Annotated in this window: 20 protein-coding genes and 1 other RNA gene; 9 read left to right on the top strand and 12 right to left on the bottom strand. The window is 69.6% G+C overall.

What is annotated here, in order from left to right:
- Positions 1–80 precede the first annotated feature (80 nt).
- Genes ED92_RS34960 through ED92_RS34950 form a run of 3 tightly spaced genes read left to right on the top strand, consistent with a single transcriptional unit; the run spans position 81 to position 2,778 of the window.
- Complete coding sequence (locus tag ED92_RS34960) at positions 81–998, top strand: ABC transporter ATP-binding protein (RefSeq protein WP_037346005.1); 918 nt, start codon at positions 81–83, stop codon at positions 996–998.
- Positions 995–2,035 (top strand): acetylhydrolase, encoded by a 1,041-nt coding sequence (locus ED92_RS34955; protein WP_037346002.1) that lies wholly within the window; start codon positions 995–997, stop codon positions 2,033–2,035. The genes ED92_RS34960 and ED92_RS34955 overlap by 4 nt, the downstream gene beginning before the upstream one ends.
- Entirely contained in the window at positions 2,032–2,778 is a 747-nt protein-coding gene (locus ED92_RS34950) for an ABC transporter permease (RefSeq protein ID WP_037346000.1), read from the top strand. The genes ED92_RS34955 and ED92_RS34950 overlap by 4 nt, the downstream gene beginning before the upstream one ends.
- A 187-nt stretch (positions 2,779–2,965) precedes the next feature.
- Here the strand turns inward: ED92_RS34950 and ED92_RS34945 are convergent, their stop codons facing one another.
- Positions 2,966–3,511 (bottom strand): TetR/AcrR family transcriptional regulator, encoded by a 546-nt coding sequence (locus tag ED92_RS34945; protein WP_037345997.1) that lies wholly within the window; start codon positions 3,509–3,511, stop codon positions 2,966–2,968.
- 43 nt (positions 3,512–3,554) lie between these two features.
- On the opposite strand from ED92_RS34945, the gene ED92_RS34940 reads away from it, so the two are divergent.
- Positions 3,555–4,676: an FAD-dependent monooxygenase gene (locus ED92_RS34940; protein ID WP_037345994.1), complete on the top strand. Its 1,122-nt coding sequence runs from the start codon at positions 3,555–3,557 to the stop codon at positions 4,674–4,676.
- Here the strand turns inward: ED92_RS34940 and ED92_RS34935 are convergent.
- Together ED92_RS34935 and ED92_RS34930 are read right to left on the bottom strand one after the other, a co-directional pair.
- Positions 4,621–5,295 carry a response regulator transcription factor gene (locus ED92_RS34935; protein WP_037345991.1) on the bottom strand — a complete coding sequence of 225 codons (675 nt, stop codon included), beginning with the start codon at positions 5,293–5,295 and terminating at the stop codon, positions 4,621–4,623. The genes ED92_RS34940 and ED92_RS34935 overlap by 56 nt on opposite strands.
- On the bottom strand, positions 5,270–6,850 hold the full coding sequence (locus ED92_RS34930) for a histidine kinase (RefSeq protein WP_052121078.1): 1,581 nt from the start codon (positions 6,848–6,850) through the stop codon (positions 5,270–5,272). The genes ED92_RS34935 and ED92_RS34930 overlap by 26 nt, the downstream gene beginning before the upstream one ends.
- Before the next feature lie 139 nt (positions 6,851–6,989).
- On the opposite strand from ED92_RS34930, the gene ED92_RS34925 reads away from it, so the two are divergent.
- Both ED92_RS34925 and ED92_RS34920 read left to right on the top strand, forming a co-directional pair.
- Positions 6,990–7,199 carry a hypothetical protein gene (locus ED92_RS34925; RefSeq protein ID WP_016331662.1) on the top strand — a complete coding sequence of 70 codons (210 nt, stop codon included), beginning with the start codon at positions 6,990–6,992 and terminating at the stop codon, positions 7,197–7,199.
- Positions 7,196–7,954: a hypothetical protein gene (locus tag ED92_RS34920; protein WP_037345986.1), complete on the top strand. Its 759-nt coding sequence runs from the start codon at positions 7,196–7,198 to the stop codon at positions 7,952–7,954. The genes ED92_RS34925 and ED92_RS34920 overlap by 4 nt, the downstream gene beginning before the upstream one ends.
- A gap of 25 nt (positions 7,955–7,979) precedes the next feature.
- On the opposite strand, the gene hutI is transcribed toward ED92_RS34920, so the two are convergent.
- The 5 genes from hutI to hutH are packed head-to-tail and all read right to left on the bottom strand — an operon-like array spanning position 7,980 to position 14,811.
- A complete protein-coding gene (gene hutI, locus ED92_RS34915) occupies positions 7,980–9,146 on the bottom strand; it encodes an imidazolonepropionase (protein ID WP_037345983.1) in 1,167 nt (388 codons plus the stop codon).
- Positions 9,134–10,438, bottom strand: a complete 1,305-nt coding sequence (locus ED92_RS34910; protein ID WP_037345981.1) for a formimidoylglutamate deiminase — start codon at positions 10,436–10,438, stop codon at positions 9,134–9,136. The genes hutI and ED92_RS34910 overlap by 13 nt, the downstream gene beginning before the upstream one ends.
- Positions 10,435–11,631, bottom strand: coding sequence for an allantoate amidohydrolase (locus tag ED92_RS34905; protein WP_037345979.1), 1,197 nt, complete (start codon positions 11,629–11,631; stop codon positions 10,435–10,437). Before ED92_RS34905 ends, ED92_RS34910 begins: the two co-directional genes overlap by 4 nt.
- Positions 11,628–13,280, bottom strand: a complete 1,653-nt coding sequence (gene hutU, locus ED92_RS34900; RefSeq protein WP_037345976.1) for a urocanate hydratase — start codon at positions 13,278–13,280, stop codon at positions 11,628–11,630. Before hutU ends, ED92_RS34905 begins: the two co-directional genes overlap by 4 nt.
- Positions 13,281–13,284: 4 nt before the next feature.
- Positions 13,285–14,811 (bottom strand): histidine ammonia-lyase, encoded by a 1,527-nt coding sequence (gene hutH / locus ED92_RS34895; protein ID WP_037345975.1) that lies wholly within the window; start codon positions 14,809–14,811, stop codon positions 13,285–13,287.
- Positions 14,812–15,182: 371 nt separating this feature from the next.
- Between hutH and ED92_RS34890 the strand changes: the two genes are divergently transcribed.
- The gene (locus ED92_RS34890) at positions 15,183–15,968 is read left to right on the top strand and encodes an IclR family transcriptional regulator (protein ID WP_037345972.1); all 786 of its coding nucleotides are present in this window, start codon (positions 15,183–15,185) and stop codon (positions 15,966–15,968) included.
- On the opposite strand, the gene ED92_RS42930 is transcribed toward ED92_RS34890, so the two are convergent.
- From ED92_RS42930 to ssrA, 4 genes are all read right to left on the bottom strand, one after another.
- Complete coding sequence (locus tag ED92_RS42930) at positions 15,956–16,171, bottom strand: hypothetical protein (protein ID WP_037345970.1); 216 nt, start codon at positions 16,169–16,171, stop codon at positions 15,956–15,958. The two genes, ED92_RS34890 and ED92_RS42930, sit on opposite strands and share 13 nt — an antisense overlap.
- A 149-nt stretch (positions 16,172–16,320) precedes the next feature.
- Positions 16,321–16,887 carry an SRPBCC domain-containing protein gene (locus tag ED92_RS34880; protein WP_037345968.1) on the bottom strand — a complete coding sequence of 189 codons (567 nt, stop codon included), beginning with the start codon at positions 16,885–16,887 and terminating at the stop codon, positions 16,321–16,323.
- Positions 16,884–17,525 (bottom strand): TetR/AcrR family transcriptional regulator, encoded by a 642-nt coding sequence (locus tag ED92_RS34875; RefSeq protein WP_052121075.1) that lies wholly within the window; start codon positions 17,523–17,525, stop codon positions 16,884–16,886. Before ED92_RS34875 ends, ED92_RS34880 begins: the two co-directional genes overlap by 4 nt.
- A 144-nt stretch (positions 17,526–17,669) precedes the next feature.
- Positions 17,670–18,042, bottom strand: a transfer-messenger RNA (tmRNA) gene (gene ssrA / locus ED92_RS41675).
- Positions 18,043–18,197: 155 nt separating this feature from the next.
- Between ssrA and ED92_RS34870 the strand changes: the two genes are divergently transcribed.
- Both ED92_RS34870 and ED92_RS34865 read left to right on the top strand, forming a co-directional pair.
- Positions 18,198–18,875 (top strand): sensor domain-containing protein, encoded by a 678-nt coding sequence (locus tag ED92_RS34870; protein WP_037345966.1) that lies wholly within the window; start codon positions 18,198–18,200, stop codon positions 18,873–18,875.
- Complete coding sequence (locus ED92_RS34865) at positions 18,872–20,011, top strand: sensor histidine kinase (protein WP_037345963.1); 1,140 nt, start codon at positions 18,872–18,874, stop codon at positions 20,009–20,011. Before ED92_RS34870 ends, ED92_RS34865 begins: the two co-directional genes overlap by 4 nt.
- Positions 20,012–20,036 lie beyond the last annotated feature (25 nt).

Here is a 20,036-nt window from a genome sequence, read left to right as displayed (position 1 = left end):
AAGGGGTGGCCGATGACTTCGGGGCAATGCCCCCGGGTGTCCCCGCGTCGGAGGATTCAGGGACACGAAGGAGGACGCGGATGATCACGCTTCGAGGACTCACGAAGCGCTATGGCGAGAAGACGGTGGTCGATGGGCTCACCTTCGCCGTCGAGCCGGGCAAGGTGACCGGTTTCCTCGGTCCCAACGGCGCGGGTAAGTCGACGACCATGCGGATGACGCTCGGTCTCGACGCGCCGAACGACGGTGAAGTCCGCATCGACGGCAAGAGGTACGAGGACCTGCGCTTCCCGCTGCGCGAGGTCGGCGCGCTGCTGGAGGCGAAGGCGCTGCACCCCGGCCGGAGCGCGGGCAAACACCTTCTGGCGATGGCGCGCAGCAACGGGATCCCGGCGAGCCGGGTCGACGAGGTGCTCGCGACGGTCGGCCTCAGCGACGTCGCGGGCAAACGCGCCGGAACGTTCTCCCTCGGCATGGGGCAACGGCTCGGGATCGCCGGCGCCCTGCTGGGTGACCCCGGCGTGCTGATGTTCGACGAGCCGGTGAACGGCCTCGACCCCGACGGCGTCCGCTGGGTGCGGCACCTGATGCGTTCGCTCGCGGAGGAGGGCCGCACGGTGTTCGTGTCGAGCCACCTGATGAGCGAGATGCAGCTGACCGCGGACCGGCTCGTCGTCATCGGCAAGGGGAAGCTCCTCGCCGACGCGCCGGTCGACGAATTCATCGCGGGCAATTCGCGGACCTCGGTCGTGGTGCGGGTGCCCGCCCCCGCCGATCTGCATGTCCTCGAACAGCGCCTGCACGCGCTCGGCGCGACCACGGAAGCCGATCAGGGCGAACTGGTCGTGCACGACCTGCCCATTCATCTCGTCGGCGACGCGGTGCACGAACTCGGGATCCGCGTGCACGGGCTGACCGAACGGACCGCCTCGCTCGAACAGGCGTACATGGAACTGACCGCGTCGTCGGTCGAATACGGAACGGGAGTCGCGGCATGAAATCACTCGTGGTCATGGTGGCGGTGATCGCCGGCCTGCTGGGGGTGCCGGCGGCCGCGTCGGCGGCACCGGCTCCGGCGCTGTCGCTGCCCGCGCCGGACGGCCCGTTCCCGATCGGGCTGCGCACGCTGCATCTCACCGATCAGCGGAGAGCCGATCCCTGGGTGCCCGAAAAGCGCCGCGAACTGATGGTCAACGTCTGGTACCCGGCCGTCCCGATCGGCCGCGCGCCGCTGTACATGACGAAGGCGGAATCGGCGGCCGCGGTCGCCGGGCGGAAGCTCGACCTGCCGCCGGACGCGCTGAGCAAGGTGCGGGTCCACTCGCGGGAGAACGCGCCCTCCCTGCCGGGACGGCGTCCGCTGGTGGTGCTTTCGCCGGGCGCGGGCAACAACCGGATCACGTTGACCTCGGTGGCCGAACACCTTGCCGCACAAGGTTTCGTGGTCGCCGGGGTGGACCACGCCTACGAAGCCTGGGCGACGGAATTCCCCGACGGGCTGCGCCAGTGTGTCGCTTGTGGACTGTCGGGTGAGCCGTGGCCCTCCGCGATCGCGAACCGTGCCGTGGACACGACGTTCGTCGTCGACACGCTGCTGAAGGACCGGCGCTGGTCGATCGACGCGACGAAGATCGGGATGGCCGGTCACTCCGCCGGGGGTTCGGCGACCGCCGCCGCGATGACCGCCGACCGCCGGATCAAGGCGGGCGTGAACGTCGACGGCCCGTTCTACGGCGACGTCTCGATCGACCGGCCGTTCCTGCTGCTGACCAGCCCGACCGGCGAGAAGTACTTCCGCGCGTCCTGGGACGAGACCTGGCCACGGCTCACCGGCCCGAAGAGGCAGGACCTGGTCGAGAACAGCGGTCATTCGTCGGTGACCGACGCGGCGATCCTGATCGACCAGCTGGGACTGCGCCCGCAGCTGCCGCCGACCGAGATCGAAAACCAGTACGGCTCGATCGACTCGCGGAAGGCGCTGGAGTTCTTCCGTGCCGAGCTGACCGGCTTCTTCAAGCAGTGGAGCACACGATGAACACGATCTCTTCGGAATGGACCAAGTTCTGGTCGGTCCGGTCGACCTGGTGGTGCCTGATCAGCGGGGTCTTCCTGATGCTCGCCTACTCGGCGGCTCTCGGCTTCGCGCTCCAGGACGGCAGCGACCGCCCGATGGCCCCGCACGCCGTGGTGACCGGGGCGGCGTTCTATCTCACGCAGTTCGCCGTCGTCGCGCTGGCGACGCTGTTCATCACGAGCGAATACGCCAGCGGCGGCATCCGTTCGACGCTGCAGTGGGTCCCGGTGCGGAACCGGGTCCTCGCCGCGAAGTCGGCCGTCCTGCTGCCGGTGCTGTTCGGCTACGGCGTGCTGAACACGCTCGCCGGCGTGGCGGTCTCGGCGCCACTGATCCCCGCGCCCGACTCGTCAGTGGGCGAGGTGCTCGCGACCGCGGCCGGCATGGGCGCCTACTTCGCGCTGCTGGGCCTGCTCTGTCTCGGGCTGGGGACGGCGCTGCGCTCGACGGCGGGGACGATCGTGACGGTCTTCGTGCTGCTGGTGATGATCCCGATGTTCGCCGGTTCGCTGGGCTGGGAGGACCTCGTGAACTACTTCCCCGGCTTCGCGGGGGTCAACGCGATGGTCACTCCTGGGCAGCGTAATCCGATCTTCGGCGGCATCGCGCCCTACGCGCCTTGGGTCGGCGTCGCGCTCTGTGCGGCTTGGGCCGCGGCCGGTCTTGCCACCGGTTCCACCGTGCTGCGGCGGCGCGACGCCTGACGGGGAGCAAGGGACCTTTGCTACCACCCGCGCCGGCCGCACGTCGCGAAAGCCACTTTCAGGACGTCAGATGTCCCGAAAGTGGCTTTCGCGACTTCTCGCTCCAGGACCGGCGCCCCAGGTGGTAGCAAAGGTCCCCTGCTCCCTTTCCGCAGGTCAGCGCCCAAGTGGTAGCAAAGGTCCCTTGCTACCCCGCCACCCCGAGCCCCGCCAAAACCTCCCGCGCCCCCCGCGTCAGCTCCTCCAGCCCCGGCGGCCGCAGCGACCCCGTCCCGGCCAGCGCGTCGAAGACCGTCCCCTCCAGCCACGCGACGAGCACCCGCGCGTGCCGCTCGGGCTCCGCCGATCCGCACGCCGTGAGCACCTCCGCGCACCTCCGCCGGATCACCAGCCCACCCCGGTCGTAGGCCTCCCGCAGCTCCGGCCGCCGCGTCGCCTCCAGCGCGAACTCGTACCGCGCGAGCATCCGCGTCCGCCCCTTCGTGATCGCCGCGTGCGCGAACCCCGCCACGTACTCGGCCAGCCGCCCGGGCGGCGGGTCGAGGGTGACCTCGTCGAGTTCGACCATCCGCGAGATCGCCAGCTCCAGCAGCGCCGCCCGCGTCCGCGCGTAGTACGAGGTCGAACCCGGCGGCAGCCCGGCGAACCGGTCGACCGCGCGATGCGTCAGCCCCCGCATCCCCTCGGCCGCGATGACCTCGATGGCCGCGTCCCCGATCGTCGCCTTTCGCACTCTACAAGTGTAGTAGTACTCTACAAGTGTAGAGGAGGTCGACATGCGCGAAGCGATCGTGATCGGCGGGGGCATCGGCGGACTGAGCGCCGCCATCGGGCTGCACGGCATCGGCTGGGAGGTCACCGTCCTCGAACAGGCACCGGCACTCACCGCCGCCGGCGCGGGCATCTCCCTGTGGCCGAACGCGCTGCGGTCACTCGAGACGCTGGGCGTGCACCTCGGCAAGCTGCGGGAACAAGCGTCCGGCGGTCTCCACGACCGCGACGGCCGCCGCATCACCCGTTGGGATGCCGAGGCGTTCCGCCGTCATCACGGCCGCCCGCTCGCCGCCATCCACCGCGCGGATCTCATCGGCGCGCTCCACGACGCCCTTCCCGAAGGTTGCGTCCGCACCGGCGTCGAGGTCACCCGCCTCGACGACCTCGACGCCGACGTCATCGTCGCCGCGGACGGGATCCACAGCATGGCCCGCAAGCAGCTGTGGCCACGACAACCCGAACCGGTCTACAGCGGCAGCACGGCCTTCCGCGCGGTGACCACCCTCCCTCATCCCACAGAACTCAGCACGAGCTGGGACGACGGCGCCGAGATCGGCGTCATCCCGTTGCACGACGACAGCGTCTACTGGTGGGCGAGTTACGTCGCCGAAGCGGGCGTCCGTCACGAGGATCCGAAGGCGTATCTGCGAGACCGCTTCGGCGGCTGGCACGACCCCATTCCCGAACTCATCGAAGCGACCGCGCCCGAGACCCTGCTCCACCACGATCTCTACCTGCTCGGCACTCCCCTGCCCTCATACGTGAAAGGCCGCGTCGCGCTGCTCGGCGACGCGGCCCACGCGATGCCGCCGTTCCTTGGCCAGGGCGGCTGCCAGGCGATCGAAGACGCCGTCGTCCTCGCCGCCGCGCTCAGCACCACCGATGACGTCGACGCGGCATTGAAGAGTTACGACGAGCAGCGCCGTCCGCGCAGCCAAGGCGTCGTGAAAGCCTCGGTCCAGGCGGGAAAAGTCGGGCCGCAGCTGCGCAATCCGCTCGCCGTGGCCGTCCGCAACGGTGTGTTCCGGCTGCTCCCCGGGGCACTCACCGCACGCATCGGCGCCGGCGTCAGCGGCTGGACTCCTCCCGTCCTCCGCCGACGAGCCCCGCCTCGTACGCGGTGATCGCGGCCTGCACCCGGTTCCGCGCGCCGAGCCGGTTGAGGATCGTGCTCACGTAGGCCTTCACTGTGCCCTCGACGACGAACAGTTTCGCGGCGATGTCCGCATTGGACAGTCCTGAACCCAGCAGCGCCAATACTTCCTGCTCACGCGGGGTCAGTTTCTCGATCAGCGCCTTCGCCTCTTCCGCGCGGGACACCTGATTGCCGGAGAAGCGCGCGATGACCCGCTGTGCGACCTTCGGCGAAAGGAACGCCGCCCCACCCGCGACCGCGTGGATACCGCCGAGCAGCTCGCGGGGATCGCCGGACTTCAGCAGGAAACCGCTCGCGCCCAGGCCGAGCGCGCGTTCGATGTAGGCGTCCTCGCCGAACGTCGTCAGCATGATCACGCCGACCTCGGGCAGCAGCCGCCGGATCTCCTCGGCCGCCTTGAGTCCGTCCATGACCGGCATCCGGATGTCGAGGAGCACGACGTCCGGCCTGGTCGCGCGGACCTGCTCGACGGCGGCGCGCCCGTCCTCGGCCTCCGCGACCACCTCGATCCCGGCGTCCGCGGCCAGGATCGCCGACACCCCGGCGCGGATCATCGCCTCGTCATCGGCCAGCACCACCCGGATCATCCGGGTCCCCCTTTTGCTCGTCTTCACTGATCAAGTCCTTCGCCACGAGTTTCCCCTCGGCGAAGCACAGCCTGTAGGCCTCGTAGTTCAAGTTGAACACGCTGCGCTCGGTGCCGTAGTACTCGCATGTCGCCCCCGGCGGCACGGGGGACTCCACCGTGCGCGGTCGCGCGATCCGCTGACCGCTCGGCAAAAGAGAGGCGATCTCCGCGCGGGTCTGTCCGACATGGATGCGGGCGTAGTCCCCACCGGGGAGTTCGGAGCCGTACCACTGCACCAGGAACACGGCCCCGCTGATTCCGACCACCACGCCGAAGAGCCCGATCGGCACGACGATCGCCTGGATCAGGCTGCGCCGGACGTCCCGGCGGGCGCGTTCCAGTTCCCTCGCCGACGTCGACTGCCCCACCTCGGCGTCCATCGCCGCCTGGCTCTCGGGCGATTCCTCCGACGGCGCCGCGTCGTGCGGCAAGGTCGCGCTGACCTCGAATCCGCCGTCACGGGGGCCTGCGCGCAGAGTTCCGCCGACGAGACGGACCCGTTCGCGCAGGCCGATCAGCCCGCGTTTGCCCGATGCCCTGCCCGGCAGCGGTCCCGCGGGCGGCGCGGAGTTGGTGACCACGACGTCCGTCTGCCCTTCGGACCGCACGACCCGGACCGTGACCGCGGCACCCGGCGCGTGTTTCACCACGTTCGTGACCGATTCCTGGACCACGCGGTACGCGGCCCGGTCGACCATCTGCGGCTCGCCCTCGAGCGGTTCGTCCACTGAGGACTCGATCAGCACGCCCGAAGCCCTGGTCCGGTCGAGCAGTTCGTCGATGCTCTCGTGCACCGGCTCGGTCGGCGCGTCGTCCTCACGCAGGACGCCGATGATCTCGCGCAGCCGTTCGGTCGCCGTCGCGGCGCTCTGCCGCAGCTCGCCCGCGGCGCGTCGCTGTGGTTCGTCGAGTCCGCCCGCGACCTCCAGCGCCGCCGCGCGCACCGCGATCAGGCTCAGCTCGTGGCCCAGCGAATCGTGCATGTCACTGGCGATCCGGGTGCGCTCGCGCAACCGCGCGCGATCGGCGACGAGCCGCTGACGGCTCTCCATCTCCTCGGCGCGACGCCAGCCATCGCGCGCCATGTCCTCGCGCTGCCGGACGTACCTGCCCAGCAGCCACGGCGTCACCCCCGCGAAGACGAGGACGCCGAGCAACGCACCCCAGGACGCGAAGCCGTCCTTGCTCCACAGCAGCGCGACAGGGACAGCAAGCACCGAAACGGCGGCGAAGAGGCGCAGCATCGGTTTCGCGACCGGTTGCCGATAGCCGGCGAGGTAACCGACCGCGACGAGGACGAAGCCTTCCCAGATCGGCACCCGGCCGCCGAAGCTCCCCATCACCACGAAACTGGCGACCATCGCGATGGCGAGCGACACGAGCGGATACCGGCGCGCGGTCGCGATCGCGGCGGTGGTCGCGGCGAGCCCGGCGAGCAGCTCCCAGTGCCTCGTGCTGGATCCGGCGTCGATGACCACCCAGCCGCAGAGCCCGAGCCACAAGGCGACGTCCATGACCAGCCGTCGCCCACGCCGTACGGGCTCCTCAGCGTCCTTCACACGACAGGACGCTACAAGCCGCGACGAGCGGTCCGCCATGGACGAAAGTAAAGGTCCCCTGCTTCCCCGGCCTGATGAGGCATGATGATCGACCATGGCCGAGCGCACACTCACCGGTCAGCTAGGCGGTCCTGTCCCGGCAGGCATCGAAGCGCTGGCCGACCACGAGAAACAGGACCTCTCCGACGCGTTGCGGGACGCGCGCCACCGCCAGGCCAAGGCCTTGGCCGAAGCGGGCGAAGAGGGCCTGAAGTACGTACCCGCGCTTCTGCGCGGCGCCGTTCGGAAGGTGGTGGGCCTGTGACCACCGAAAGCTTCGCTTCGCAGGCGGAGATCCTCAAACTCGCCCGCGTCCTCGGCACCACCCCGGAACGGCTCTCGTACCTGGAGAACGTCGACGCCGCCGAGCTCCAGGCGTTCCGCGAGCAGGTCACGGACACGCTGTTCGACGCCAACCTCGCCGCCCTGGAGCGGATGGCGATGGCGAGCAAGCTCGTCCCGAGCCCGATTCTCGCGAAGATCGCCGAGAAGGTCTTCGGCCCGCTTCTGTGCGCGCGGATCGCCGGGCTGGTCGACGTCTCCCGGGGCGTCGATGTCGCGAAGCGGCTGAAGCCGCCGTTCCTGGCCGACGTCGCGGCCGAACTGGACCCGCGCCGGGCGAGCGCGATCATCGCGCGGATCCCGCTCGACACCGTCGTCGAGGTGGCCGGTGAGCTGGTGCGCCGCGAGGACTGGATCACCGTCGGCCGGTTCGTCGGTCACCTGCCCGATCCGACGGTGCGCCGGGCGCTGGCCGTCATCGGTGACGAGGCGCTGATCCGGATCGCGTTCGTCCTCGACGACAAGAGGCGGATCGATCACGTCCTCGGGCTGCTGCCCGAAGCCCGGTTCCGCGGTCTCCTGGGCGTCGCGGCCGCCGACGAGGACCTGTGGGCGCCGGTGCTCGATCTGCTCACGCACCTGAGCGAGAAGCGGGTCGAGCAGTGGGCCCACCTGCTCGACGAACTCCCGCCCGCCTTGCGCGAACGCGTCCAGGAGACCCTCGGCCAAGCCTCCTGACCCGCGGGGGAGCAAGGGACCTTTGCTACCACTTTGAGGCGAAACCGCTGGTCAGACGCCTTCCGCGCCGCCACACCCCGGCCGTCAACGGCACCCCGGGCCGGTACGCGAGGTGCGTCGTCGAAGGTGCCTCCAGCACGTGAAGGTCGGCACGCGCCCCAGGCCGCACGAAGCCCACGTCGTCACGCCGCAGGGCCCGGGCACCGCCCGCCGTCGCCGACCACACCGCCTCGTCGATCGTCATCCGCATCTGCAGCACCGCGGTCGTCACGCAGAACGCCATCGACGTCGTGTACGAGCTGCCCGGATTCGCGTTGCTGGCCAGCGCCACCGTCGCCCCCGCGTCGAGAAGCCGCCTCGCCGGCGCCAGCGGCTGCCGCGTCGAGAGATCGCACGCCGGCAGCAAGGTCGCGACAGTGTCCGAAGCAGCGAGAGCCTCGACGTCCGCTTCGCTCAGGTAGGTGCAGTGGTCGACACTCGCCGCCCCCAGCTCGACGGCGAGCCGCACACCCGGCCCCTCCCCCAGCTGGTTCCCGTGCACCCGCAGCCCGAGCCCGCGCTCCCGCGCCGCCTTGAGCACCCGTCCGGACTGCGCCTCGTCGAACGCGCCGGTCTCGCAGAACACGTCGGCCCACCGCACGAGCGGCGCCACGGCGTCGAGCATGTCACCGCACACCAGGTCCACATAGGACTCCGCGTCCGCACCCGGCGGCACCAGATGCGCACCGAGGAACGTGACCTCGTCGGCCACCTCGGCCGCGATTCGCGCCGAACGAGCCTCGTCTTCGACGTTGAGCCCGTATCCGGTCTTCGTCTCCAGGCAGGTCGTGCCCTGCCTCGCCGCTTCGTCCACGTGACGCCGCAGGTTCGCCGCCAGCTGCTCGTCGGAAGCAGTCCGCGTCGCGTCCACCGTGACCGCGATGCCCCCGGCGCTGTACGCCTTCCCGGCCATCCGCGCCTCGAACTCGGCCGTCCGGTCCCCGGCGAAGACCAAGTGCGTGTGACTGTCCACCCAACCGGGCAGCACCGCACGCCCTTCGACGTCGACCCGCTCGTCCGCGTCGGGCGCGTCCGCCGCCGAACCGACCCACGCGATCGCTTCGTCCTCGATGACGACGGCCGCGTCGCGGAGTTTGCCCAGTTCGGCGTCGTTCGTCGTGAGCTCGCCGATTCCCGTGATCAGGACTGCCACAATGCCTCGATCTCCTTGGCCAAGACCGTTTCCGGCCGGTCGATCAGCTGATGCACGCCGCCGCGGACGATCTCACGCCCGGCGACGACGACGTCCCGTACGTCCGCACCCGAAGCGGCGAAGACCACCCCGGACGGCTCGATCCCCGCGGTCCGCACCGACCCGAACCCGACCGTGACCAGGTCCGCGCCCGCGCCCGGAGCCAGCGCGCCGACCTCGTCCCAGCCGACCGCGCCGTGATCCGTCGCGGCCGCCAGCAGTTCCTCGGCGGTGAACCGGCCACGCCTCTCGCTGGCTAGCCGCTCGTTCAGTTCCAGCGCCCTGGTCTCCTCGAACGCGTCGACCACCGCGTTGCTGTCGCTGCCGATCGACAGCCGCACCCCCGCGTCCAGCAGCGTCCGCGCGGGGCCGATGCCGTCGCCGAGATCCCGTTCGGTCGTCGGGCAGAAACAGGCGCGACTCCCCGCCTCACCGAGCCACTTGATGTCCCCTGGCGTCAGGTGCGTCGCATGCACCGCGGTGAGCCGCTCAGTGAGCACACCGTTGTCCCAGAGCAGCCCTGTCGGAGTCCAGTGATAAGCCGCCATGCACTGCTCGTTCTCGGCCCGCTGCTCGGAAAGATGGATGTGCAGCGGACGATCCTCGGGCGTCCCGTTGTCCACTTCGGACAATTCGTCCTCGGGGACGGCGCGTACCGAGTGAATCGCGCCCCCAACCCGGAACGTCCCGTCCTCACGCAATTCGCCGACTCGTTGCGCCCATTTGGTGGCCGTCCCGTCGGAGAACCGCCGCTGCACCTCATCGGGTTCGATGCCGATCCCGCCCGCGAGGTAACAGGTGTCGAGCAACGTCAGCCGGATCCCGGCGTCCCTGGCGGCCTGCCGCAACGCCTCGCCCATCGCGTTCGGCTCGGCGTAAGGCTTTCCGCCCGGCGCATGGTGCAGGTAGTGGAACTCGCCGACGCTCGTGTACCCGGCCAGCACCATCTCCGCATAGACCCCGCGCGCCAACCGGTAATACGAGTCCGGATCCAGCCGGGACGCGAGCGAGTACATCCGCTCGCGCCACGTCCAGAAGGTGCCGCGGTCGTGGTGCGTCCGCCCGCGCAACGCACGGTGGAACGCGTGCGAGTGCCCGTTCGCGAAACCCGGCAAGGTCAGTCCATTCAGGACAGTCCCTTCACGAGGCGCGTTCGCCGTCACGGACGCGATCTTGCCACCGTCGACCTCGATCCGGACGGCTCCGGCGATCCCGTCCGGCAGCCAGGCACGTTCACACCAATATGTCGTCATGTCGACAGTTTCTCCAGGACGTCCGCGAGCGCGCGGGCACCGTGGTCGACGTCCTCCGCTTCGGAGAATTCCTCCGGGGAATGGCTGATCCCGGTGGGGTTACGCACGTAGAGCATTCCGGACGGGACGAACCCGGCGAGGATCGCCGCGTCGTGTCCGGCGCCGGTCGGCAGTTCCGGCGGCCCGCCCAGCCAGGTGCCCAGATCACGGCGCAGCGCGTCGTCGAAGATCACGTCGTCGGAGTACGACTCCCTGGAGACCTCGACCCGGCATCCTTCCTGTCCGGCCGCCTCTTCCGCCAGCTTCGCGATTTCCGCGACCAGCTCGGGCGTATCCGTGCCCGGCACCCGCGCGTCCAACCACAGGTCCACAGTGGACGCGATGACGTTCGTCCCGCCGGGAACCGGCACGAGCCTGCCGACGGTGGCCCTCGCGTCAGCGGTCGCCTTCGCCAGTTTCCGCACGGCGAGCACGGTCTCCGCCGCCGGGATCATCGGGTCACGACGATCGCCGATCAACGTCGCACCGGCGTGGTTTCCCTGCCCCTGGAAGGAGAACCGCCATCGTCCATGCGCGATCACGGCGTTGCCGACGGCGACCGGCGAGCCGAGGTCGATCAGCCCGCGCCCCTGCTCCACGTGCAGTTCCAGGAACCGCCCGATCAACCCGAGCCGCTCGGAGTCCCGGCCGATCCGCTCGGGATCGAGGCCGGATTTCGCCGCCGCTTCGGCGAACGTGACACCGTCCGGGTCGCGCAGACCGCGTGCCTTGTCCGCGTCGATCGTCCCGGTCAGCAGGCGCGATCCGAGGCACGGCACGCCGAATCGGCCGCCTTCCTCTTCCGCGAACACCACCACCGCGAACGGCTTGGCCGGACGGAATCCCTTGGCCTGCAAGATCTCCACCGCCTCGAGCGCGCTGGCGACACCCAGCGGACCGTCGAAGGCACCGCCGCCGGGCACCGAGTCGAGATGGCTCCCGGTGACGACCGCGTCCGGTCCGGGTGTTCCCCACCAGGCCCAGATGTTGCCGTTGCGGTCGGTCTCGACGCCCAGTCCCAGCCGTCCGGCGCGCTCGACGAACCATGCGCGCAGTTCGGTTTCGGCCGCGTCGAAGGCGTGGCGGGAATAGCCGCCACGCTTCGGGTCGCGGCCGACGTCCGAGATCTCCTCCAGCAGCGAGGACGCGGTCACTCGGCGTCCCGCATCGGCACCCGCACGCCGCGCTCGTCGGCGACGTCGGCGGCACGGTCGTAGCCCGCGTCGACGTGCCGGATGACGCCCATACCCGGGTCGTTGGTGAGCACGCGCTCGAGTTTCTGCGCCGCCAGCGGGGTTCCGTCGGCCACGCTGACCTGGCCGGCGTGGATGGAGCGGCCCATGCCGACGCCGCCGCCGTGGTGGATCGACACCCAACTGGCGCCCGACGAGGTGTTGACCAGCGCGTTCAGCAGCGGCCAGTCGGCGATCGCGTCGGAACCGTCGGCCATGCCCTCGGTCTCGCGGTACGGCGAGGCGACACTGCCCGAGTCGAGGTGGTCGCGGCCGATGACGACCGGCGCCTTCAGCTCGCCGCTGGCGACCATCTCGTTGAACCGCAGCCCCGCGAGGTGCCGCTCGCCGTAGCCGAGCCAGCAGATCCGCGACGGAAGCCCCTGGAAGGCCACGCGTTCCCCGGCGAGCCGGATCCAGCGCGCGAGGGATTCGTTCTCCGGGAACAGTTCCAGCATCGCGCGGTCGGTCGCCGCGATGTCCTCGGGATCGCCGGACAGCGCCGCCCAGCGGAACGGGCCGTTGCCCTCGCAGAACAGCGGGCGGATGTAGGCCGGCACGAATCCCGGGAAGTCGAACGCGCGCTCGCAGCCGCCGAGTTTCGCCTCGCCGCGCAGGGAGTTGCCGTAGTCGAAGACCTCGGCGCCCTTGTCGAGGAAGCCGAGCATCGCGTCGACGTGCTCCGCCATCGACTCGCGGGCGCGTTCGGTGAACTCGTCGGGTTTCTTGTCCGCGTAGTCCTGCCACTCGTCGACGCCGATTCCCTTGGGCAGATAGGAAAGCGGGTCGTGCGCGGAGGTCTGGTCGGTGACGATGTCGACCTCGACACCACGGCGCAGCAGTTCGGGCAGCACCTCGGCGGCGTTGCCGACCACGCCGACCGACAGCGCGCGCTTCTCCTTTTTCGCGGCCTCCACCCGGCGGATCGCGTCGTCGAGGTCGTCGGCGACCTCGTCGAGGTAGCGGGTCTCGACACGGCGGTGCGCGCGCTGCGGGTCGCACTCGATGACGAGCGCGACACCGTCGTTCATCGTGACCGCGAGCGGCTGCGCGCCGCCCATGCCGCCGAGACCGGCGGTGACGGTGAGCGTGCCCTTGAGGCTGCCACCGAACCGCTTCTTCGCGACGGCGGCGAAAGTCTCGTACGTGCCCTGCAGGATTCCCTGGGTGCCGATGTAGATCCAGGACCCCGCGGTCATCTGGCCGTACATGGTCAGGCCCTGGGCCTCCAGCCGGCGGAACTCCGGCCACGTCGCCCAGTCGCCGACGAGGTTGGAGTTCGCGATGAGCACTCGCGGCGCCCATTCGTGCGTGCGGAACACGCCGACCGGCTTGCCGGACTGGACGAGCAGCGTCTCGTCCTGCTCCAAAGCGGTCAGTTCGCGGGTGATCGCGTCGAAGCTGGCCCAGTTGCGGGCGGCCTTGCCGGTGCCGCCGTAGACCACCAGGTCCTCGGGGCGCTCGGCGACCTCGGGGTCGAGGTTGTTGTGGAACATCCGCAGCGCGGCTTCGGTCTGCCAGTTCTTCGCGGTGAGCGTGGTGCCTCGGGCGGCACGGACCGTGCGGGTCATGGGCTCAGACCTCCAGTTGGGCCGCGGCGAGGACGGCACCCGACGCGACGAGTTCTTCGGCGGCGGCGATCTCCGGCGCCAGATGACGGTCGGGGCCGGGGCCCTCGACCTTGGTGCGGACGAGATCCCGGACCCGGCCGGTTACCGGCGACGGGACCAGGGGCGCGCGCATGTCGAGGGCGCGCGCGGCGGTGAGCAGTTCGATGGCGAGGACGGTGTTGAGGCCCTCGACGGCCTTGCGCAGCTTGCGGGCGGCGGACCAGCCCATGGAGACGTGGTCCTCCTGCATGGCGCTGCTCGGGATCGAGTCGACCGACGCCGGCACCGCGAGCCGCTTGAGCTCGCTGACCACGGCCGCCTGCGTGTACTGGGCGATCATGTGGCCGGAATCGACGCCGGGGTCGAACGCAAGGAACGGCGGCAGGCCGTGCGAACGGGCCTTGTCGAGCATGCGGTCCGTGCGGCGCTCGGCGATGCTCGCGACGTCCGCGAGCGGGATGGCGAGGAAGTCGAGCACGTACGCGACCGGGGCGCCGTGGAAGTTGCCGTTGGACTCGACGCGACCGTCGGACAACACGACCGGGTTGTCGACCGCGGACTGGAGCTCACGCCCGGCGACGAGTTCGGCGTGCGTGAGGCTGTCCCGCGCGCCGCCGTGCACCTGGGGCGCGCAGCGAAGCGAGTACGCGTCCTGGACGCGGTTGCAGTCCGGGCCGCGGTGGCTCTCGACGATCTTCGAATCCTGCAGCGCCGTCCACATGCGTAGCGCGCTCCTTGCTTGCCCGGGGTGCGGGCGCAGCGCCTGAAGATCAGCCGCGAAGGCGCGGTCGGTGCCGAGGAGCGCTTCGACGCTCATCGCCGCGGTGATGTCGGCGGTGTCGAGCAGCTTGCGCAGATCGGCGGCGGCCAGGAGGAGCATGCCGAGCATGCCGTCGGTCCCGTTAGTGAGAGCGAGGCCCTCCTTCTCCGCGAGAACGACCGGCTCGATCCCGGCGTGCTTCAGCGCTACGGCGGCCTGGACGACTTCGCCGTTGTACTCGACTTCGCCCTCCCCCATCAGCGCGAGCGCGACAGCGGCGAGGGGCGCGAGGTCGCCGGAGCAGCCGAGGCTGCCGTACTCGTGAACGAGCGGAGTGATCCCGGCGTTGAGCATGGCCGCAAGCGCTTGCGCGGTCTGCGGACGGATGCCGGTGTACCCGCTGGCGAGGGTGCGGAGGCGCAGCAACATCAGCGCGCGGACGACCTCGGTCTCCACGACCGGGCCCGCGCCAGCCGCGTGCGACCGGATCAGCGACCGCTGGAGCGCGGTGCGGCTCTCGAGCGGGATGTGCCTGGTGGCAAGCGCCCCGAAGCCCGTCGAAACGCCGTACGTCGGCGTCTCGGCGTGCGCGAGGTCGTCGATGTGCTGACGCGTCGCGGCAAGGTTCTTCTCGGCCGCTTCGCTGACCGCGACGGGCGAGTGGTCACGGGCGACCGCGACGACCTGTTCGGGCCGAAGCGGTTCGGACCCCAGAAGTACGGTTTCCGGCATGGCCCCATTGGACAACGCCATGCCCGCTGGTGGGCGGCGCCAACCGGTGGTTGTGTCTGGTATCCAAGACACGCACGGTGGGAGCAAGGGACCTTTGCTACCACGGGTCGCCGCCGGACAGGGGGTGTGTGGATATAGAGACGTTGAGTGTCCCTATATCCACACACCCCCTACCCCGCGTAGCGACGACTACCGACTGTGTGGATTTTGGTGCGTCGGACGACCTGAAATCCACACAGTCACCGCTCCCACCTGCGAAAAGGGAGCAAGGGACCTTTGCTACCACTCGTCTCGACATTGCGAGAAGTGGTAGCAAAGGTCCCTTGCTCCCCCGCCGCACGAACAGCCGCACAAACCGAAGGAGGCCGGCCATGGGCGAGAGCAGCGAAGTACCAGCCCTACGCCGCGGCCTCGGCATCCTCCGCGCCCTCGCCGCGCGGCCCGGCCCGGTGTCCGCGGCCGCGATCGCGCGCGAACTCGGCCTCCCGCGCTCGACGACGTATCACCTGCTCGCCGAACTCGAAGCCGCCGGTTTCGTGACGCACCTGCCCGCCGAGCGCCGCTACGGCCTCGGCATCGCCGCGTTCGAACTCGGCTCGGCCTACCTGCGGCACGACCCGCTGGAACGACTAGCGGTCCCGCTGCTGCGCAAACTCGCCGACCGCGTCGGCCACACCGCACATCTCGGCGTGCTGCACGGCAACGAGTCGCTCTACCTGGTCAAAGAACGCCCCACCCGCCCGGAAACCCTGGTGACCGAGGTGGGCGTCCGGCTCCCGGGCCAGCTCACGGCGTCGGGCAGGGCGATCCTGCGGCATCTGCCGTCGCCGCATGTGCGCGCGCTCTTCCCGGCCGCGTCGGCGTTCGTCCTGCGCACCGGTCGCGGTCCGCGCACCCTCGCCGAACTGCGCCGCACGCTGAACGCGGAGGGCAGGCTCGGCTGGGCGGTCGAAGACGGTCACGTCACCGAAGGATTCGCCTCGGTGGCCTGCCCGGTCTTCGACCACGGCGGCCGGCCGATGGCCGCGATCAGCGTGACCCTCCGCCACCTCTGCCCAGGGGCCGGGGGATGCGAGGAGACTTGGCCCGATCTCGCCGAAGAGGTCCGTCTGACCGCGGCCGAATTGACCACCCGGATCGGGGGTCAGGTGCGCTGAGCGTGCTTCTTCTGGACTCCCTCGAGTCCGAGCATCGCCAGCAGTTCCGCGCAGTCGATGGCATCCGAGGCGTGCCCTGCGACGGTTCGAGCTGCTCTGCCGTTCTGCAGGGTGAGGCGGACTTCTTCCTCCGCGCGCACACCTGCCATCCGGCTCTGGTCTTCAGCGGGGTCGGGACGACTGGAATGCCTGGCCCAGGTCATCTGCCACCTTCTTCCGGCCCTCCGGCGACACGGGGTCGTTTCGAAAGAGAGCCATGGTCGGACACACAGCATGACACTTCACCGGAACAAGATCGCCATTGCGGGTGAATCGAGATGGAATCGACCCTGCTTCAGCTACTCTCCGTGATTCAACTGGGGAGAGCCGTCGCCCGCTGAGCCAGCGCCCGGTTCAACGCCTCGAACTGCGGCAACGTGTCTGCCCGCAGGCTGCTCACCACGAACGGCACCAGCGCACCGGTGAACCGCTCGCTCTGCACCAGCAGGGTCCGGCCGGGGCCGAGCGGACGCAGTTCGAACCGGTGCTCGCCGTCGAAGATCAGTCCGGGCCCGATCCGCCCGAGCCAGCGCAGTTCCCGTTCCGGTGTCACCGCGAGCACGGTCGGGGTGAACGTGGTGTCGCCGGTCTTGTCGCGCAGGACATTGCGCAGGGTGGCTCCCTCCTTGAGCGTGCCACCGTCCGAGGTCACCTCCGCCGAGATGACGAACGGGTTCCAGGCCGGATAGGCGCGGAGATCGGTGAGCACCTGCCACACCCTGTCCGCCGGGGCGTCGATCTCGATCGAGGAGTTCAGGTCGACCGGGCGCAGGTTGCTCCAGGTGACATAGCCGGCCAGCACGGCGAGCACGATCCCCCCGATGAGCGCGATCCGGTGACGGCGGGACATCCGGACTCTTGACGAAGACGTGGTGGTCATGACGTGGTCCTTTTCACTGGAAGGGTTGGGGAGATTCCACTGAGCGCGGTACCGACCAACGTGCGCACATACGCCGGTCCGATCGGATTTCCGGTGATCAGCAGCCGGTAATAGAGCGCCCCGGCGAGCTGATCGAACAGCGCCTCCGGGTCGACTTCTTGCGGCAGGTCGCCGCGCTCACGCGCCCGGCGGATGAGGCTGATCGGCAGGGTGTTGCGGCGCGCGAAGAGTTGCCCCACCGCGGCGCCGATGTCCGGATGCCGGGCGGCGGCAGCGGCGATCTCGGCGACCAGCCCGGCGGACCGGTCGCTCGCCTCTTTGGACCTGGCGGCCTTGCGCATCCGGTTCAGTCCGGCGGCGATCTCGGTGAGGTAGCCGACCAGGTCCGCGCGCAGATCGCCGGTGTCGACCACCGGCACCTCGTCCTGCATCTTGGCCACCACCGCCACGATCACGTGGTCTTTGGTCGGCCAACGCCGGTACAGCGTGGTCTTGGCGACCCCGGCCATCGCGGCGACCGTGTCGATGGAGAACCGGTCGTATCCGTTCTCCAGCAACACTTCCAGTGCGGCGTCGAGAATCCGCCCATCGGCCTGCTCGTCCCTCGGCCGCCCCCGGCGCTTCTCCTCGGCTGACATCGCACTCCTTTTCGCTACGGCCGTTTCGCAAATGAACCCTAGCGGTCCCCGAAGTGATTACGCAACTGCCGTAGCGAAACTCGGCTCAGACCTCACATAGAAGAAGCGGCCCCACCCCTGAGGGGTAGGGCCGCTTCGGCGAAACGGTGGAGGTGCCGGGAATTGAACCCGGGTCCTCTGGCGAATCATCAGGGCTTCTCCGTGCGCAGTCCGCTATGTCTCTACTTGGCCCCTTCAGTCACGCGAACAAGCTGAAGTGACGAGCCCAGCCACTGTTTGTTTCCCAATCACACCCCGTAGCCGAGTGTGACGGTAAGCCTCCTAGCTGATGCCGGTGACCGGGTCGGAGGCGACCCCGGACCGACAGAGTTGCTCTACTGCTTAGGCAGCAAGAGCGAACTCGCGCTGGCTCTTAGGCTCGGCGCTTATTGGTTTGCGATGACGCTTACGGTGGTCTCTCGCCTGCACCGGCACGCTTCTCCTGATTCAACGTCCAAAGTCGAAACCGTTCACCCCCTTGGTGGGACACAACCTGTACATCATAACGCGGGCGGCAACCGGGTTAATCCCGCAGGTGGGGCTAGCCCTACCTGGGAGATGCCCGCGAGCACCATGTCAGCGGACGTCCTCGGGCGCGATGCTTGACTCCTCGAACAGGAGAGGAGCACGACCATGAGTTCGCTGGCGGCCGAGCGGGAGCTGAGCAGGTCCGATCCGTCGTTCGGCGGCTCGCTGGTCTACCTGCTGATGAACCTGCCGATGGGCGTACTGGCCTTCGCGCTCCTGACGTCCTTCATCTCGGCGGGCGTCGGCACGGCGGTCGTCTGGATCGGGTTGCCCATCCTCGCGCTGGTGATCCTGACGGTCCGCGGCGCGGCCCGGATGGAGCGCGCCAGGGTGTACGCGCTGCTCGACCGCTACATCGACCTGCCGTACCTCCCGCTGCCCGTCGCCGGCCAGTCCGTGCGCTGGAAGGCGCGCCTGAAGGACGGCTCGACGTGGCGCGACCTCGGCTACTTCTTCCTGCTCTTCCCGCTCGGGATCATCGAGTTCGTCCTGGTCACGGTGTTCTGGTCGACCAGTCTCGGCCTCGCCGGGCTGCCGATCTACTACCGCTTCCTGCCCGGCGGCGAGTACCGCTTCCCGACCTGGGAGAACGCGTGGTTCACCGTCGATTCGACGGTCTCGGCGCTGCCTTGGGCGGCGCTCGGAGTGCTCTGCGTCGCGCTCTCGGTAGCGTTGACGAAGGCGCTGGCCGGGATGCATGCCCGGCTGGCGACGGCGTTGCTCGGGCCGACCTACGCCCAGCGTCGCCGTCTGGAAGATTCTTGGGGCGAGGTTCACGGATGACGATCGACCAGCAGGTACAGCAGGTGGGGATCCCGCGGCCGCGGCCGATGCGAACGATCGCCTACATGTTCGTCAGCTTCTTCTTCCGGCTGCTCCAGTTCATCCTCATCGTCGTCGGGCTGGCGGTCGGCATCGCGACCGCGGTGGTGTGGATCGGCTTCCCGATCCTGATGGCCACGACCAGCTTCATCCGCTGGTCCGCCGACCGGGAGCGGGGCTGGGCGCGGACGATGCTCGAAACCCCGCTGGAGCCGGTCGAGCGGCTCCCCCTCGAAGGACTTTCGCTGGTCAAGCGCTGGCTGACCCGCCTGACCGACGCGACGACCTGGCGCGACCTCGCCTACCTCATGGCGGCGTTCCCCCTGGCCTGCCTGGAGCTGCCGATCGCGATCGCGTCGGTCGTGCTGCTGCCGATGGCGATCTGGGTGACCCCGTGGGTCGGATGGCTGCACGGCAACCTGGCGTACTCGCTGCTCGGCCCGAACCGCGCCGCGAAACTGGAGCAGAAGGCCGAGCGCCTGCAGGCGTCGCGGGCTCGCGGTGTCGACGCCGCCGAGGCCGAACGCCGCCGCATCGAGCGCGACCTGCACGACGGGGCCCAGCAGCGGCTGGTCGCCGTCGCGATGAGCCTCGGCCGCGCGAAGTCGAAGTTCGACCAGGACCCGAACGCCGTGCGCGAGCTGATCGACGAAGCCCATCTCGACGCCAAGCTCGCGGTATCGGAACTGCGCGACCTCGCCCGCGGGATCTACCCGGCCGTCCTCGGCGACCGCGGTCTCGACGCCGCCTTGTCCGCGCAGGCCGCGAAATCGCCGATCCACGTCGACGTCGAGGTGGACGTCGAGCCGCGACCGCCTGCCGCGGTCGAGACGACGGCGTACTTCATCGTCGGCGAGACGCTGACCAACATCGCGAAGCACTCGGGCGCGACCGAAGCGGGCGTGAAGGTGTGGCGCACCGAGTCGATGGTCATCGTCGAGATCACCGACAACGGGCACGGCGGCGCCGAAGTCCGGCCAGGTGGCGGCCTCGCCGGGCTCGCCGACCGCGCGGCCACGATCGACGGCGTGATCACCGTCGTCAGCCCGCCCGGCGGCCCGACGGTGATTCGCGCGGACCTGCCGTGCCAATGGTGACCCGCTCGTGAGTGAATAGGCTCTG

Origin of the sequence: Amycolatopsis sp. MJM2582 (assembly GCF_000754115.1) — a bacterium.
GTDB lineage: Bacteria > Actinomycetota > Actinomycetes > Mycobacteriales > Pseudonocardiaceae > Amycolatopsis > Amycolatopsis japonica.
This window is presented reverse-complemented; position numbering and strand designations above follow the sequence as displayed.